The organism is Sulfurimonas sp. (genome assembly GCF_029027405.1).
In the GTDB taxonomy this organism is placed as follows: Bacteria; Campylobacterota; Campylobacteria; order Campylobacterales; family Sulfurimonadaceae; genus Sulfurimonas.
Genome location: NZ_CP093396.1, coordinates 1,580,702 through 1,595,743 on the forward strand (window position 1 = coordinate 1,580,702; position 15,042 = coordinate 1,595,743).

A 15,042-nucleotide genomic window follows, 5' to 3' on the forward strand; every position below is an offset into this window, starting at 1 on the left:
AGGTATTATCAGATATTCAAACTGTAATATCTAGAATTAAAAAATTTTAACCTTACGAAGCAAATCCACTAGAAAAGCTGTCTTTTTTAACAACAATCTGTTTTTGTTTTTCTTTTCTTTTTGTGTCTTTTTCTACAAATATCTTTTTACGAGTTTTGGGATCTAACTCTGTGTAGTACATAACTGCCGAGTATGTACCAGGAGTTGGTGTAAAAACCTGAGCTTGTTCAGGATTCATCTTTAACTCATCAGTTGTAAAACGCTTTAACTCATGCATATCTTTTTCTTCACAGCCCGGATGAGCGGCAATAAGGTAGTAAGTTAAAAATTGATTTTTACCCTCTTCTTTGTTTAGTTTGTCATACATCTTTTTAAAATCAACCAGCGTTTCTTTACCAGGTTTTCCCATTAGTTCTAAAACATGTTGTTGAGTGTGTTCGGGTGCGACTTTCATCTGTCCAGATATATGATGCTGAACCATCTCTTTTAAATACGAGTAACCATGTTTTTTATCTGCCGTAATCAAGTCATAACGGACTCCAGATGCTACAAAAGCTTTTCTCACACCTTCTACTTCTCGAACCTTTCTTAAAAGGTTTATATTTCTTCCATGGTCAACATGCATAACTTTACAAAGTCTATCAGCATCTACACATCGTATATCATCACATGTACCTTTTTTAAGCTTTTTACCACACTCATAGCCATACATATTTGCAGTAGGACCACCAACATCACTTATGATGCCTTTGTAATCTTTGTATTTGTTAAAGTCTTTAGCTTCTTGGAGTATATTTCCCTCTGTACGAGTACGAATAGTTCTTCCTTGATGAACACCAATAGCACAAAAATTACACTCTCCCCAGCATCCATGATGTGTCATGATAGAAAATTTTATTGTTTCTAAACATTTTACTTTTCCCATTTTTGCGTAGTATGGGTGGAGTTCTCTAGTAAAAGGCAAGTTAGAATTTGCATCCATTTCCTGCTCATCTAAGTAATCACAAGGAGGGTTTTGAATAAGAAAACGACTATCAACACTCTGACAAAGTCCTGTTGCACTAATAGGGTCATTGTTATCATAAAAATAATCAAATAAGTCTATATACTTCTCTTTATCATCTAAACATTCTTGATGCGATGGAAGTTGTATATATTCATGTTTAGGCTCTTTTGAAATATAACTAACACCCCTTATATCTCTATAATCTTCCCCTAAGGAAATTGCACGAGTTAGTTCTTCTAGAGCTATTTCACCCATCCCATAAATCAAAATATCAGCTTTTGAATCAAATAAAATAGGTTTTTTTAGTTTATTGACCCAATAGTCATAGTGAGTTACTCTTCTTAGAGATGCTTCTATCCCTCCAAGGACTATAGGAACAGAACCTTTAAAATATCTTCTAATTAAGTTACAGTAAACACTTAAGGCTCTATCTGGACGCTTATCATTTTTTCCACCAGGCGTATAATCATCTGAATTTCTAAACTTTCTTGTTGCAGTATAGTTAGACACCATACTATCAACACTTCCACCACTAACACCCCAGTATAGTTTAGGCTCACCTAGTCTCATAATATCATCAGGACTTTTTATATCAGGCTGACCTATCATTCCAACTTTATAGCCTAATTTCTCAAGCATCCGTCCAACCATAGCAACACCTATAAATGGGCTGTCTATATATGCATCTCCACTAACAAGAATTACATCACAATAATCCCAACCTCTAGCATCCATTTCAACTCTAGTTGTTGGTAAAAAATCTTTTTCTTTAAAAACAATAGTATCTCGCTTTAATTGTTTAGTTTTACTTCTTCTGCTCAATATTAAACCTTTATGTGTATAATATTACTAAATACTTCCAAAATAAGAGATTATATATGAATTACCCCTATAAAAATTTAGATAACTTAACCCTAAGAGCAATGCTTGATAGAACGATAGAACTATACTCTGACTCAGATGCATTTGGTAATGTTGGAGAAGACGCTTTTAAATATTCAGAATTTGATAAAAGAGTAAAAGAAACCATAAATTTACTTCGTGAAAATGGTATATCAAAAGGTGATAAAGTAGTTTTGCTTAGTGAAAACATGCCAAACTGGTCAGTTGCTTACTTTGCAGTTACATATTTTGGGGGAGTTATTGTCCCAATTTTACCAGACTTTCATCCTTCTGATATACATCATATTATTAAACACTCAGAATCAAAAGCGATTTTTGTATCAGATAAGTTTTTAGCAACAATAGAAGAAGCAAATGAGGATAGTTTAAAACTTGTCATCAGCCTAGAAAATTTAACTATTATTGATGAGTTAAGTAGTCATAGTTACCTCTCTCAAATTAAACAAAAAATGTCATCTAGCAAACTTATGAAACCTCTTGAAGATGATATGGCAGCACTTATATATACATCGGGAACAACAGGACACTCAAAAGGTGTAATGCTCTCACATAAAAATCTCGTAACAAATGCCTTATCTTCTTTTTGCAAAGTTACTATTACAAAAGATGATGTATTTCTATCCATCTTACCATTGGCACATACTTTAGAGTGTACAGTTGGTCTTATAGTACCTTTACTTCATGGAGCTAGTATTTTTTATATAGATAAAGCACCTACACCCAGTGTGTTGCTAAAGGCTTTTAGTGTTATAAAACCTACAATGATGGTAAGTGTACCTCTCATTATGGAAAAAATTTATAAGAATAAAATTTTAGCAAAATTTAATGGCTCATTTATTTTAAAAAATTTATACAAAATTGGATTCTTTAGAAAAAAATTAAATAAAGTTGCTGGACAAAAACTCATAAAAACTTTTGGTGGACGAATTAGATTTTTTGGTATAGGAGGGGCTTCTCTTTCCCCTTTTGTTGAACAATTTTTAATCGAAGCAGAATTTCCATATATAATAGGTTATGGGCTAACAGAGACATCCCCCTTAATTGCAGGTGGCTCAGTTTTAGATGGAAAAATAAAAGTAAAATCAACAGGAACAGCTTTTTATGGTGTTGATATTAAAATTAAAGATAAAAATCCACAAACAGGTACTGGAGAGATAATTGTTAAATCACCTAGTATTATGCTAGGTTACTATAAAGATGAAGAACAAACGAAAGAAGTTATGGATGGAGAATGGTTTTTAACAGGTGATTTAGGATACATAGACAGTGAAGGTTTTTTATTTATTAGTGGACGAAGTAAAAATGTTATTATCGGTTCTGGTGGAGAAAATATATATCCAGAACAAATAGAAGCTAATATTAATCAAAATGAAGCTGTATTAGACTCACTAGTTATGGAACAGGACTCAAAAATTATAGCTAGAATTCATCTAGATTATGAATTCATAGATACTATGTTTAAAGCGGACAAAGTAACAGATGCTAAAGTCAGGAAAGATATAGAAAACTTCTTAGAAGAGATGCGAATTGATGTAAATTCAAGAATCTCATCATTTTCAAGAATGACTAAATTTGTTGAACAAATCGAACCATTCGTTAAAACACCGACTAAAAAAATAAAAAGATACTTATATACACAATAGGAACAATTATGTTAAAGAAATCAATTAAAATACTTATCTATTTAGTTTCTGGAGCAATAACATTACTTTTACTTGCCTACGGAGTATCACAATCAGATTTTTCTAAAATTAGAAAATATGATGAAATAGATAGTAGTACTCCAAGAGCAAGAATCAATACACATTCTGATTTAAAAGATAAAATTGCAAAAGAAAGGCGTTATTCAACAAGGGTTAAAATTAAAAATGGGAGTATGGTCACTCTAGGAGATTTTAGTATTAATATATCTAGAGGTAAAATACTTACAACAAACATATCGTTAAAATATAAAAATAACAAATCAAATAATTTTTTAAATACAAACAATGTTGAAAATGAGATAATAGAAAAAGGTGCTATTTTAAGAAGTAGCGTAATTAATATTATTTCTCATAATAAAAATGCTACCGTATCTAATAACAAAATGAAGAATAAAATAGTAGAAGATATAAACAACTACCTCTCAGATGGAGAGGTAGAAGATATTTATTTTAATAAGTTTATCATAAACTAAAATAGAGGTTGCAAAAATGGTATAACTTGTTTTTTACGACTAAGTACTCCATCTAACCAAACTTGGGAGTATTCTAGTTTTGTATTAAATGCTGACTCAATTTTACTCTCATCATCACTAACAACTAAAAGCTGAGAACCTTCTTTAATGATATCTGTTAAAAGAAGTATTACACTATGAAGTTTACCTTCATTTTTTAACTTTTTCATATCATCAAAAAGATCATCTTTTATTTTATCAAAAACGCTTAAATCTACTACTTCAAGTTGTCCTACCCCTAGTTTTGAGCTTCCCATATTAAACTCTTTATAATCACGAGTTATTAGTTCTCTTGGGCTTGTACCGCCTACTGCAGATTTTACTATAAACATCTCCATTCCAAGTGCTTTATAGTCTTTTATTTCAGCAATCTCAGCCAATTCTTTAACAATTTTTGTATCAATCTTTGTACAAGTTGGTGATTTGAAAATTACAGTATCACTTAAAATAGCACACATCATCATACCTGCAATATTTTTTGGAATTTTAACTCCATGATAATCATATGCTTCTTTTATAACTGTATTTGAACAGCCGATAGGTCTTATCCAACACTCTAATGGAGCTGAAGTTGTTAAATCACCTAGTTTATGATGATCATAGATACCAAGAATTGTAGCGTCTTGTATATCTTTTGGAGCTTGTGCTAAATCTGAAAAATCTACTATATAAACTTCTTCACCAGCATACGATGTTTTTAACTCTGGAACATCTGCCCCAAACTTATTTAATATAAATTCAGTTTCAGGAGAGATTTCACCTTGACGAGTTGCAACACAATCTTCACCTAGTTTATTTTTAAGATAAGCTAATGATATAGCTCCTACAATAGAGTCTGAATCTGGATTTGTATGACCGAAAACATATGTTGACATATTTGTTACCTTATAATTTTTTTGCTATTATACTTTATTTTTCTATCATTAACTCATATTCTTTTATTTTTTCTTCATAATTAGGTAACATCTTATTTATTGTATCTATCTCAAACAAATCAACCTTATTTAACAATAACTCACTATAAATTATCAAATCTTTTAATTTATGTTTAATAGAAAGCTCTAAAAGCTCTGTTGCAAAACTATTAATAGTATTTAAATCATTTGTACTAATCGCTTCTTCATATATCTCTTGTAAGGCTATTTTTTGTACATGTAAAAATATCTTTAATTGTATTAAATTTATATTATCAGGATGTTCATGCACATTTTTTATAGATAAACTTCCATTTTCCTCTAGTACTGAAGCATGTGAGTTTAATACTTTTAAAGTAACTTTAAATAATTCTATTTTTGTAAGTGGCTTTTTTAAATGTCCTATTGGACGGATTCCCCCAACTTGAAATACTATATCTTTAAGTCTTGTATTTGTCAAAGTAATTACAGGGGCAGTCGTTACTTTTTTCATCACTTTTGACACAGCACCTTCATCATTACTAAGCATGTCTACATCTATTAAAATTAAATCTACCTCTTGTCTCTTTAGAGACTCTATAGCACTCCTTGCATTATTAAAAGTTAAAACCTTACTATTTGTATCAACAAAACTCTCTTTTGCTAAATCCAAATCTAACTCAGAATTACAAACTACAAGAATTTTTGCCCCTTCTGGTTTTATAAGAGAAAAATCAATTTTTGATTCATCGACCCCCTTTTTTGAGTTAAAAAGAACAATTTCAATATTTCTAAGACTTAAAATAAAAGTTGAACCAACCGACAACTCACTTTTTACGCTTAAGTCACCACCCATTATTTTAGATAATTTTCTATTTATTGAAAGTCCTAGACCTGTTCCTTGGTACTCAATATCATCACAATTACTTTTCGTTTCAAATATCTCAAAAATTTTGTTTTGATTTTTAGATGCTATCCCTATTCCACTATCTTTAATAGATATAAATAAATCTACAACATTGTTTACTTCATCTACATTATCAATACTCACTAAAACTTTTACAAAGCCTTTGTGCGTAAACTTAATAGCATTTGATAGTAAATTGTTTAAAATATCCTCTACTCTTAATGAGTCTATCATTAAAGAAATTGGTACATTTTCATCTATTTCTATACTTAACTTCAAATCTTTTTTATCTGCTTGATTTCTAAATTCTTCTACACTATTTAAAAAAAGACTTCTTATATCAACTGCACTTTCAATAATTTCAAAAGTACCAGATTCAATTTTTGAAAGTTCTATAATATCTGTTAAAAGGGTTAACAGCTTATTGCCAGAATAAAAAATATTTTTTGCAAAGCCATTAAGTCTTTTATCTTGAGTCTCCTTTTCAATAAGTTCGGCAAAAACCAAAATGGAATTCATAGGTGTTCTTACTTCATGCCTAACATTTGCCAAAAAATCAGATTTTATCATACTGGCATTTTGTGCTATATTTTTTGTATCTTCTATAATCTGATATAATCTTTGAATCTTTTTTTCTAAATATTCTATTTTACTTGTTCCAGAACTCGTATCTTGTTGACCAACAAGTCCTTCAACTCCTAATTGCTTATCTATTAAAAGTTTTATATCTGCTTGTAATTTTTCTACTATTTTAGTATTTTTTTTTTGCTTATATCTATAAAAAAACAAAAATATGACAGGTATTAAAATTACTTCCATTATGTATATATATAAATTATTATCTAAGTTCATTAATTTTCTTTAAAATGCTCAATAATTTTCTTAAAATCTGCTAAATTGTCCCTAAAACAGACTATAAGTTTAGGATCAAACTTTGTACCACTTAACTCTATAATATGGCTTGCTGCTTTATCAAAACTCCAAGCCTTTTTATAAACTCTTTCATGTGTTAAAGCGTCTAAGACATCTGCAATAGCTACTATTCTTCCATAAAGATGAATATTGTCTCCAAACAAGCCATTTGGATAACCACTTCCATCATAATTTTCATGATGTTCATGCGCAATAATACTTCCAGCTTTTATAAGTTTTGTTTTTGATTTAGCAAGTATTTTATATCCATGTGCGGAATGCTCTTTCATTATGTTAAATTCGTTTTCATCAAGTTTACCTGCTTTATGAAGTATCTTTGAATCTATAATAATCTTGCCTATATCATGCAGTGGAGTTGCTAAAAAAACAATATTTATTTCATCTTTGCTAAGACTTCCATCTAACTGGGCAAGTCGTTTTGCAATATGAGCCACACGCTTCACATGGCTAGCAGTTTCTGAACTACCTGTTTCCATAATATCTGAGAGTATATATACAATCTCTTTTTGAGCAAGTTCTACCTCTGTAAAATGCTTTTCTTTGTTGTCTTGCATCTTATTAAAAAGAGTGATATTATTAGCTTTTAATTGCTGTTTAGCTCTGTAAAGTTCTAAATGATTTTTAACTCTTGATTTTAGCTCAATAGAATGAAATGGTTTTGTTACATAATCTACCGCTCCAAGAGTGAAACCTTTTTCAATAGATTCTATATCAACTTTTGCAGTTAAAAAAATAATAGGTACATCTCTCAAATTACGTGTTTTTTTTAGAATTTTACATACTTCAAATCCATCAATTCCAGGCATCATAATATCTAAAAGTATCAAGTCAAATTTTTTAGTTTTTAGCACTTCTAAAGCCTGCTCTCCAGTTAAAGCAAAAGAAAACCTATACTCTTTAGATTGAAGAATATTAATAGCAACTTTTATATTTTCACTTACATCATCTACAATTAAAATATTATACTCTGCGTCCATCATTGTAATCCATTTAATGAGTTTAATTATTTATGATTATAACTAAAAGAAACACAAATTGTATACCTTATTAGCTGATAAATTCTATTACCTCTGCAAATGGAAGTCTAAGTTGTGCAGATTGTTCATTAAGTCTATATCCTACAGGTAGAATTATGGATAGTCCATATTTGCTTTTATCAATGTTTAAAATATCTTCAACCTGATTTTTATTGAAACCTTCTATAGGACAAGAGTCTATACCTCTAACTGCTGCAGCACTCATCATATTTGAAGTGGCAAAGGCAGTTTGTTTAGATGTCCAAGCATATATATTAGCATCGCTACTCAAAGTTTCTGATAGATGATCTGCATATAGTTTTAGATAAAAGTCTAATCTCTCTTGTGGCATATCTCGTCTCGCAAATCGTTTTTCAGGAATGCCTGATTCTGGTTTTACAGACTCTATTCCCGCCAATATAATGATTAAATAAGAGCATGAAGTAATCTGAACTTGATCCCAACAAGCAGGTCTAAGTTTAGCTTTTAGTTCTTCATTGGATATTACTAAAAACTTCCAAGCTTCCATACCAAATGATGATGGAGACCTTCTTCCTGCTTCCATAATATACTTTATATTCTCATCAGATATTTTTTTATTATCATCAAATACTTTACACGCATGTCTAAATCCTAATGATTCTTCAAATGTTTTTTCTATAATATTTTCCTTTGAATTTATATTCTATATCTTTTAGTCCTTGTGTAAAGCTAGCTCTTTTTCCAAATATGCTCCTGTATAGCTTCCATTTTTTTTATAAGAGTTTGCTAAGTCTTCAGGTGAACCCTCAGCGATAATAAGACCACCACCAGAGCCACCTTCTGGACCCATATCTATTACCCAGTCAGCATTTTTAATCATATCTAAGTTATGCTCGATTATTAGCACAGAATTTCCAAGTTCCACAAAATGGTGAAGAACTTTTGTAAGTCTATCAACATCTGCAAAATGAAGTCCTGTAGTTGGTTCATCTAAAATATACAGTGTTTTACCTGTATCCTTTCGACTCAACTCTTTACCTAATTTAATTCTCTGAGCCTCTCCACCAGAAAGAGTAACGGCATTTTGACCAAGAGTTATGTAACCTAAACCAACATCAACAAGTGTTTTCATTTTAAGATTTATTTTTGGTATTGGTCCAAAAAATTCGTAAGCTTCATCTACACTCATAGCTAAAACATCAGCTATTGTTTTACCTTTATAGTTTACTTCTAAAGTCTGCTGATTGTACCTTTTTCCATGACAAGTATCACACTTAACCATTATATCTGGTAAAAAGTGCATCTCTATTTTTATCTCACCTTCTCCTTGGCATTTCTCACAGCGTCCACCTTTTACATTAAAACTAAACCTTGAAGTTGTATAGCCTCTTATTTGTGACTCTTTTGTTTGAGAAAAAAGATTCCTTATCTCATCCATTACACCAGTATAAGTTGCTGGATTACTCCTTGGCGTTCTTCCAATCGGGCTTTGATCAAGATAAATCACCTTGTCAACATGCTCTAAACCTGTAATCTCTACTCCTGCAACCTTATTTACTTTTCTTGCATGATTTAGTAACTCTCTTGCAGTTGGTAAAAGAGTTTGAAGCATAAGAGAACTTTTCCCACTTCCGCTAACTCCAGTTATACAAACAAAATTGTTTAATGGTATTTTAACACTTAGATTTTCAATATTATTCAATGTTACATTTTTGATTTCTATATATTTTTCTTGTTCTCTTCTATAGAAATATTCTATTTGTTTTCTTCCATAAAGATAATCAGCCGTCAAAGTTTTAGCTTTTTTAAGCTTATCAAGAGTTCCAGCAAAAACAACCTCACCACCAAATCTACCAGCACCTGGACCAATATCTACAATAAAATCTGCATTTTCTATTGTTTCTTTATCATGCTCGACAACTATAACACTATTACCTTTTTCTTGAAGACTTCTAAGAGTGCGAATAAGCTTTTTTGTATCTCTTTCATGAAGCCCAATACTAGGTTCATCTAAGACATATAATACACCTGTTAAACCACTACCAATCTGAGATGCTATACGAATTCTTTGAGCCTCGCCACCACTTATTGTTCTAGCATCTCGACCTAAAGTTATATAACCAAGACCAACATCAAATAAGAAGTAAAGTCTTTCTCTAATCTCATTTAATATAGGTTGTGCTACTTGAGTGTTTTGCGAATCTAGGTATTTAAAATTATCTTCATTTGCAAACCATTCATAAGTTTTTTCTATTGGCATTTCTAAAAGTTCTGATATACCTTTTTGCCCTACTCTAACAGCTAATGATTCAAGTTTTAATCTATTTGAGTTACAGATGCTACAAATTTTTTCACTCATATAATCTGCTAACTCTTTTTCGTCTTTAAACATGTCGTAAGCTATACGAATAATCCCAGGGAAAATTCTTTTTACTTCATGCTTTTTCCAAAGAAATTTTATTTCTTCTGGATTACCATGTAAGATAGCCTTTTTTTGATGCTCCTCAAGCTCTGAATATGGGATAGTTATATCTATATCGTTATGAGCACAAAAACCTTTTAAAAATGTAAAATAATAACCTTTATTAAATCCATATACTATTTTAACTCCACCTTTTTCTATCGGCAAGTCAATATCTATAATTTTTTCATGGTCAAGTGCATAACGAAGGCCAAGTCCATCACACTCACTACAAGCACCTTTAGGAGAGTTAAAAGAAAAAGAAAGAGGTTCTAGCGGGTCAAAGCTTATTTTACAGTCAAAACAAGCATTATGTTCACTATAATGAATACTAGACACTTTTATATCCATCTCTTTATGATTTAATATATCTATCTCAAGTTCACCATAACTCTCTTTTAGAGCCTTTTCAACATCAGATGCTATGCGTTCTTTATTTTCTTCTTTTACAACAACTCTATCTACAACAACTTTAATGGTATGCTTTTTAGTTTTACTTAACTCTATTTCTTCATCAAGTCTAACCATTACTCCATCTATCATAGCCCTTACATAACCCTTGTGAACAAGAGATTCTAACAAGTCCGCATAAGAACCTTTTTTCTCCCTTACAAGTGGAGCTAAAAGAACAAGCTTTGAACCCTCAGGTAGTTTAGCAACCTCACCTATAATATCAGATGCAGACATTTGAGAAATAACTTTTTTACACCTATGACAATGCTGAACACCTACACGAGCATATAGAAGTCTAAAGTAATCATATATTTCTGTAATAGTCCCAACTGTTGAGCGAGGATTTTTAGAAGTTGTTTTTTGATCTATAGCGATAGCAGGAGTCAATCCTTCTATTTTATCTACATCAGGTTTTCCAACTCTATCTAAAAATTGACGAGCATATGATGACAAAGATTCCATATATCGTCTCTGCCCTTCAGCATAAAGCGTATCAAAAGCTAAAGTAGATTTACCACTTCCACTAATTCCTGTCATTACAACTAACTCATTTTTAGGAATAGATAAATTTATATTTTTTAAATTATTTTCTCTAGCACCTGTAATTTTTATAACATCTTTTTTCACTTATAACCTTTTAAAAAAATATTCTTACTATTAAATATAAAACAACTAACATATAAAAAACTACTAAAAGCTTTTTTTGTAAAATGGCATCTACTCTATCTTTAAAATATACACCTACATAAACACCAAACATAGATGCTAAACCGATTATAATACCACTGTGAAAATCTACATGCCCACTTAATGAATGAGAAATCAGTCCTGAAACAGATGAAAAAACCACAAAAAACAGACCAGCAGAAATAGCTTTTTTGAGTGGTACATGTAAAAAGCCAACCAAAATAGGCACTAAAATTATACTTCCACCAACTCCAATACTCATACTCATGGCACCCAAAAGAATACCAACAACAAATAGAACTACTTTACTACCTTCTCTTTGTTTCAAAGCTTCTTTTGGAGTGAAAAAAAGTCTTACAAGTGCAAAAGTAGAAAAAAGTAAAAAAACTATTTCTAAAGTACTTGATGAAAATATCAAAACAATAAACCCGCTAAAAAGAGCACCAATAAAACCACCAATACCAACAGTAGTTATCATAGCAACATCAAGTGTTCCTTTTTTATAGTTTAAATAACTCCCATAAACCGAACTAAATACCATTTGAACAACTGTTATACCAATGGCTACTTTTGTTTCATATCCAAGTATTAAGAGAAGAGGTACAAGTATTGTCCCTCCTCCAATTCCAAAAAAACCAGAAATTACTCCAACAATAGCACCAAGAAATATCAATTCTATCATCTAAAATTCTCTTAAATTTTTCCGAATTATACCCGCATAAGGCTTTAAGATAGTTTTACAAACTTTGATTTAATTTTAATTTGAGATTCAATAAAGTATAATGAAACTATGAAACTATAAAAGGATGAAAATGATAAATACTATAATTAAAGCTTCTCAAAACTTCTGTATTCATCAGATTCGTATGCCATATACTGTAAGTAATGGCATAAGTGAAAAGAGAACGCTTATTGCTTATATTGACATAGAAGAACAAAGTGGTAAAAAGCATAGAGTATATGTAGCATCTGACATAAATTTTATGCAACGGATATCTACACTATTTTTAGATGAAGTTGATAGCGATGAGGAAACATTAATAGATATGGCATTGGAAACTGTGAATCTAATTGTTGGAAGTGCTAAAGTTATCGCTGAAGAAACACAAGACAATCCTTATACAATCCAAACACCACATTTTTTAAAAATTGATAATTTTGATTTTATATATGATGAGTCAAGAGTTATAAAAATTGAAAATGATGAAATGATTATTGCGATAAAGGAATTATAATGGCAAAAGTAAGAAGATATAAACCTCAAAGAGTCCCTTATGATGAAGAAAAAGAGTTGGCTTGGATGAATTATTCTGGTCTTTTAGACATGGAGGTAGAATTTGTTTCTGATTTAGGTGAAACAGAGGCAACAATTGCTGAAATTTTAAAATATGAAAAAGGTTCTATTATTGATTTAAAAAAACCAGCAGGAGAAAGTGTAGAGTCTTATGTAAATGGACGGATATTAGGTAAAGGCGAAGTTATGGTTTATGAAAAAAATCTTGCAATTCGTATTAATGAAATTTTAGACTCTAGTGCCGTTTTATATCATCTGGCAAAAGAGCGTTTATGATTAGAATCTTACTAATATTTTTTCTTCCTCTTCTTCTTAATGCCTCAAAAATTTTAAGTTACAACATTTACGACAGAACAGATAGAGCAGATGTAATGATAACTTTTGATACTCCTTATGAAGGCGTAATTAAGCAAAGCATTACTAAATCAAAAATTATTATTAAACTTCAAGATGCGAAAATAGAGTCTTCAAAATTAAAAAAATTATCATCACAATATTTATACTCAATTAGCATTACTCCTATGTCTGGATATACTCAAATAATCGCTTCTGTACCTAGTACCGTAAAATTAATAGCTTCTAAAACATCAGATGCTTATGGATTAAGACTTAGATTTGCTTCTAAAGCTTCCTCTAAAATAACAACTCAAGAGCAAATCAGAACAAGTAAAAATTTCATATCAACACTACCAACAAAAAAGAGCATAGAAATTAGTAATGCCTACTACGGTGTGATTGCTCTTCTTGTACTAGGTATTATTGTTCTACTTTTTATAAAAAAGAAAGCAACTGTCAAAAAAGTTAATCCTAGTTCCAACAAATGGCTATTTAAAGAGAACGAACAAAATCAAGAAGCAACAGCGCAGTCAGATAATGTTTCAATTAGATTTCAAAAAAACTTAGATAATACCAATAATGTTGTTATGCTTGATTTTGCAGATCAAAGCTATCTACTTTTAATGGGGAATAGTAATATACTGCTAGATAAATTTTCAGATAATAAACCAGTAACACAAGAAGATTTTGAATCTATTTTACAAAATAGGCATAAAGAACTAGATAATTTTTTATCCCTTAATGAAGAGGTAAAAGAGCCACTCCAAGCATACAAAGAAAAAGCAGCTTCTATCTCTTACGAGGGTTAAGAAGCTTTGCTCTTCTCTCTTAAGTGACGCTCTTTTAAAAGCTTTTTTATAATCTTAATATTTTGCATACTCAACTCATAACTATCATCCATCATTTTAGAGCTATGAAAAACTTCAGTTACTGTAATGCCGTACGGGTCTTTTTTTTCTTTAGATAATTTTTCATTATCAAAAGAGTATAAATATAAGTTTTTGCGTGCTCTTTGTATATAGTAAGTTAAAACTATTTCATCACTATATTTTTTCTCGATAGCAATAACAACTCTTTGATTTTTATCATACTCTTCATCCAATTTCAAAAAGTCTCTAGCATTTTCTATACTTAAGTACCCTATATAAAATTTATTATATAAGTCATGATATCTTTGAATCGAATCCTTCATTAAAAAATTAATATCTAATATATGTTTTTTATGCGCCCTTATTGTTCTAGTTATCCAACTCATAGTATTGTAATATCTAAACTGATATATTTTTAGATTGTGTGCTTCTATCATTTTTGGAGATTTTACTTTTTCGATAGGTAGTAATTTTTTAGAATTTTTATCTTTTATATATTTTAGTACATTTTTTGCAGAAAACTCTTGTGTAAACCATACTTTACAAAATGATGGAAACTGTCTTGTTCCCGTTGCACCTTCATTTAAAATTATAAGAGCCTTTATCTCATAATCTGGAAATATTATTTCTAATAGAGCCCTTTTCTTTCTTAATCGTTTTCTTAATTTCAATACTGACTTAACTAAAGTCATTTCTACAAAATACAACTCTTTATCTTTGGTTACAAACATCGCGTCAAATTCACTAATCTCTCTACTCTTGGTTCTATAAACTATTTGCTGTTTTTCACTGATAGAAAGAGTATTTGCATATGCTTTTTGCTTGTTTTGATGAAAACCTTTCAAGATAAACTTATCTATACTTTCATTATCTCTAGCATATCTTAAAAGTTTTTCATATATAAAGTTTTCGTAAACTTCACCCTCGAAAGAGCGGTATGAACTTAAAAATAGTGTATCTTCTTCATCTATACCTTTTTTTATTAAAGAGAGTAGATGCTTAGTATTGTAATCATAGTGAAAAATATTATCTACGATGTCACTATCATTTAAAGTTTTGATTGATTTTGAAATTTCTAGCATTTTTT

The 15,042-nt window shown here is 30.3% G+C and carries 13 protein-coding genes; 5 read left to right on the forward strand and 8 right to left on the reverse strand.

From position 1 onward, the window contains the following. Nucleotides 1-52: 52 nt before the first annotated feature. Complete coding sequence (locus MOV42_RS07465) at nt 53-1,786, reverse strand: YgiQ family radical SAM protein (RefSeq protein WP_324173011.1); 1,734 nt, start codon at nt 1,784-1,786, stop codon at nt 53-55. 98 nt (nt 1,787-1,884) lie between these two features. On the opposite strand from MOV42_RS07465, the gene MOV42_RS07470 reads away from it, so the two are divergent. Together MOV42_RS07470 and MOV42_RS07475 are read left to right on the forward strand one after the other, a co-directional pair. Beyond that, nucleotides 1,885-3,552, forward strand: coding sequence for an AMP-binding protein (locus tag MOV42_RS07470; RefSeq protein ID WP_324170566.1), 1,668 nt, complete (start codon nt 1,885-1,887; stop codon nt 3,550-3,552). 8 nt (nt 3,553-3,560) lie between these two features. Next, the gene (locus MOV42_RS07475) at nt 3,561-4,085 is read left to right on the forward strand and encodes a flagellar basal body-associated FliL family protein (protein WP_324170567.1); all 525 of its coding nucleotides are present in this window, start codon (nt 3,561-3,563) and stop codon (nt 4,083-4,085) included. Here MOV42_RS07475 and MOV42_RS07480 read toward each other — a convergent pair. The 6 genes from MOV42_RS07480 to MOV42_RS07505 form a co-directional block, all read right to left on the reverse strand. Further along, nucleotides 4,082-4,999, reverse strand: a complete 918-nt coding sequence (locus tag MOV42_RS07480; RefSeq protein WP_324170568.1) for a manganese-dependent inorganic pyrophosphatase — start codon at nt 4,997-4,999, stop codon at nt 4,082-4,084. The two genes, MOV42_RS07475 and MOV42_RS07480, sit on opposite strands and share 4 nt — an antisense overlap. A gap of 34 nt (nt 5,000-5,033) precedes the next feature. Further along, nucleotides 5,034-6,776 (reverse strand): ATP-binding protein, encoded by a 1,743-nt coding sequence (locus MOV42_RS07485; protein ID WP_324170569.1) that lies wholly within the window; start codon nt 6,774-6,776, stop codon nt 5,034-5,036. Further along, on the reverse strand, nt 6,776-7,834 hold the full coding sequence (locus tag MOV42_RS07490; protein WP_324170570.1) for an HD-GYP domain-containing protein: 1,059 nt from the start codon (nt 7,832-7,834) through the stop codon (nt 6,776-6,778). Before MOV42_RS07490 ends, MOV42_RS07485 begins: the two co-directional genes overlap by 1 nt. A gap of 70 nt (nt 7,835-7,904) precedes the next feature. After that, entirely contained in the window at nt 7,905-8,534 is a 630-nt protein-coding gene (locus MOV42_RS07495; RefSeq protein WP_324173012.1) for an NAD(P)H-dependent oxidoreductase, read from the reverse strand. A gap of 33 nt (nt 8,535-8,567) precedes the next feature. After that, a complete protein-coding gene (gene uvrA, locus MOV42_RS07500) occupies nt 8,568-11,396 on the reverse strand; it encodes an excinuclease ABC subunit UvrA (RefSeq protein ID WP_324170571.1) in 2,829 nt (942 codons plus the stop codon). A gap of 10 nt (nt 11,397-11,406) precedes the next feature. After that, on the reverse strand, nt 11,407-12,138 hold the full coding sequence (locus tag MOV42_RS07505; protein ID WP_324170572.1) for a sulfite exporter TauE/SafE family protein: 732 nt from the start codon (nt 12,136-12,138) through the stop codon (nt 11,407-11,409). A gap of 130 nt (nt 12,139-12,268) precedes the next feature. On the opposite strand from MOV42_RS07505, the gene MOV42_RS07510 reads away from it, so the two are divergent. Genes MOV42_RS07510 through MOV42_RS07520 form a run of 3 tightly spaced genes read left to right on the forward strand, consistent with a single transcriptional unit; the run spans nt 12,269 to nt 13,895 of the window. Beyond that, nucleotides 12,269-12,691 carry a chemotaxis protein CheX gene (locus tag MOV42_RS07510; protein WP_324170573.1) on the forward strand — a complete coding sequence of 141 codons (423 nt, stop codon included), beginning with the start codon at nt 12,269-12,271 and terminating at the stop codon, nt 12,689-12,691. Then, a complete protein-coding gene (gene fliN, locus MOV42_RS07515; protein WP_324170574.1) occupies nt 12,691-13,026 on the forward strand; it encodes a flagellar motor switch protein FliN in 336 nt (111 codons plus the stop codon). Before MOV42_RS07510 ends, fliN begins: the two co-directional genes overlap by 1 nt. Continuing rightward, entirely contained in the window at nt 13,023-13,895 is an 873-nt protein-coding gene (locus tag MOV42_RS07520) for a hypothetical protein (protein WP_324170575.1), read from the forward strand. The genes fliN and MOV42_RS07520 overlap by 4 nt, the downstream gene beginning before the upstream one ends. Here the strand turns inward: MOV42_RS07520 and MOV42_RS07525 are convergent. Further along, nucleotides 13,892-15,037 carry a hypothetical protein gene (locus MOV42_RS07525; protein WP_324170576.1) on the reverse strand — a complete coding sequence of 382 codons (1,146 nt, stop codon included), beginning with the start codon at nt 15,035-15,037 and terminating at the stop codon, nt 13,892-13,894. The two genes, MOV42_RS07520 and MOV42_RS07525, sit on opposite strands and share 4 nt — an antisense overlap. Nucleotides 15,038-15,042 lie beyond the last annotated feature (5 nt).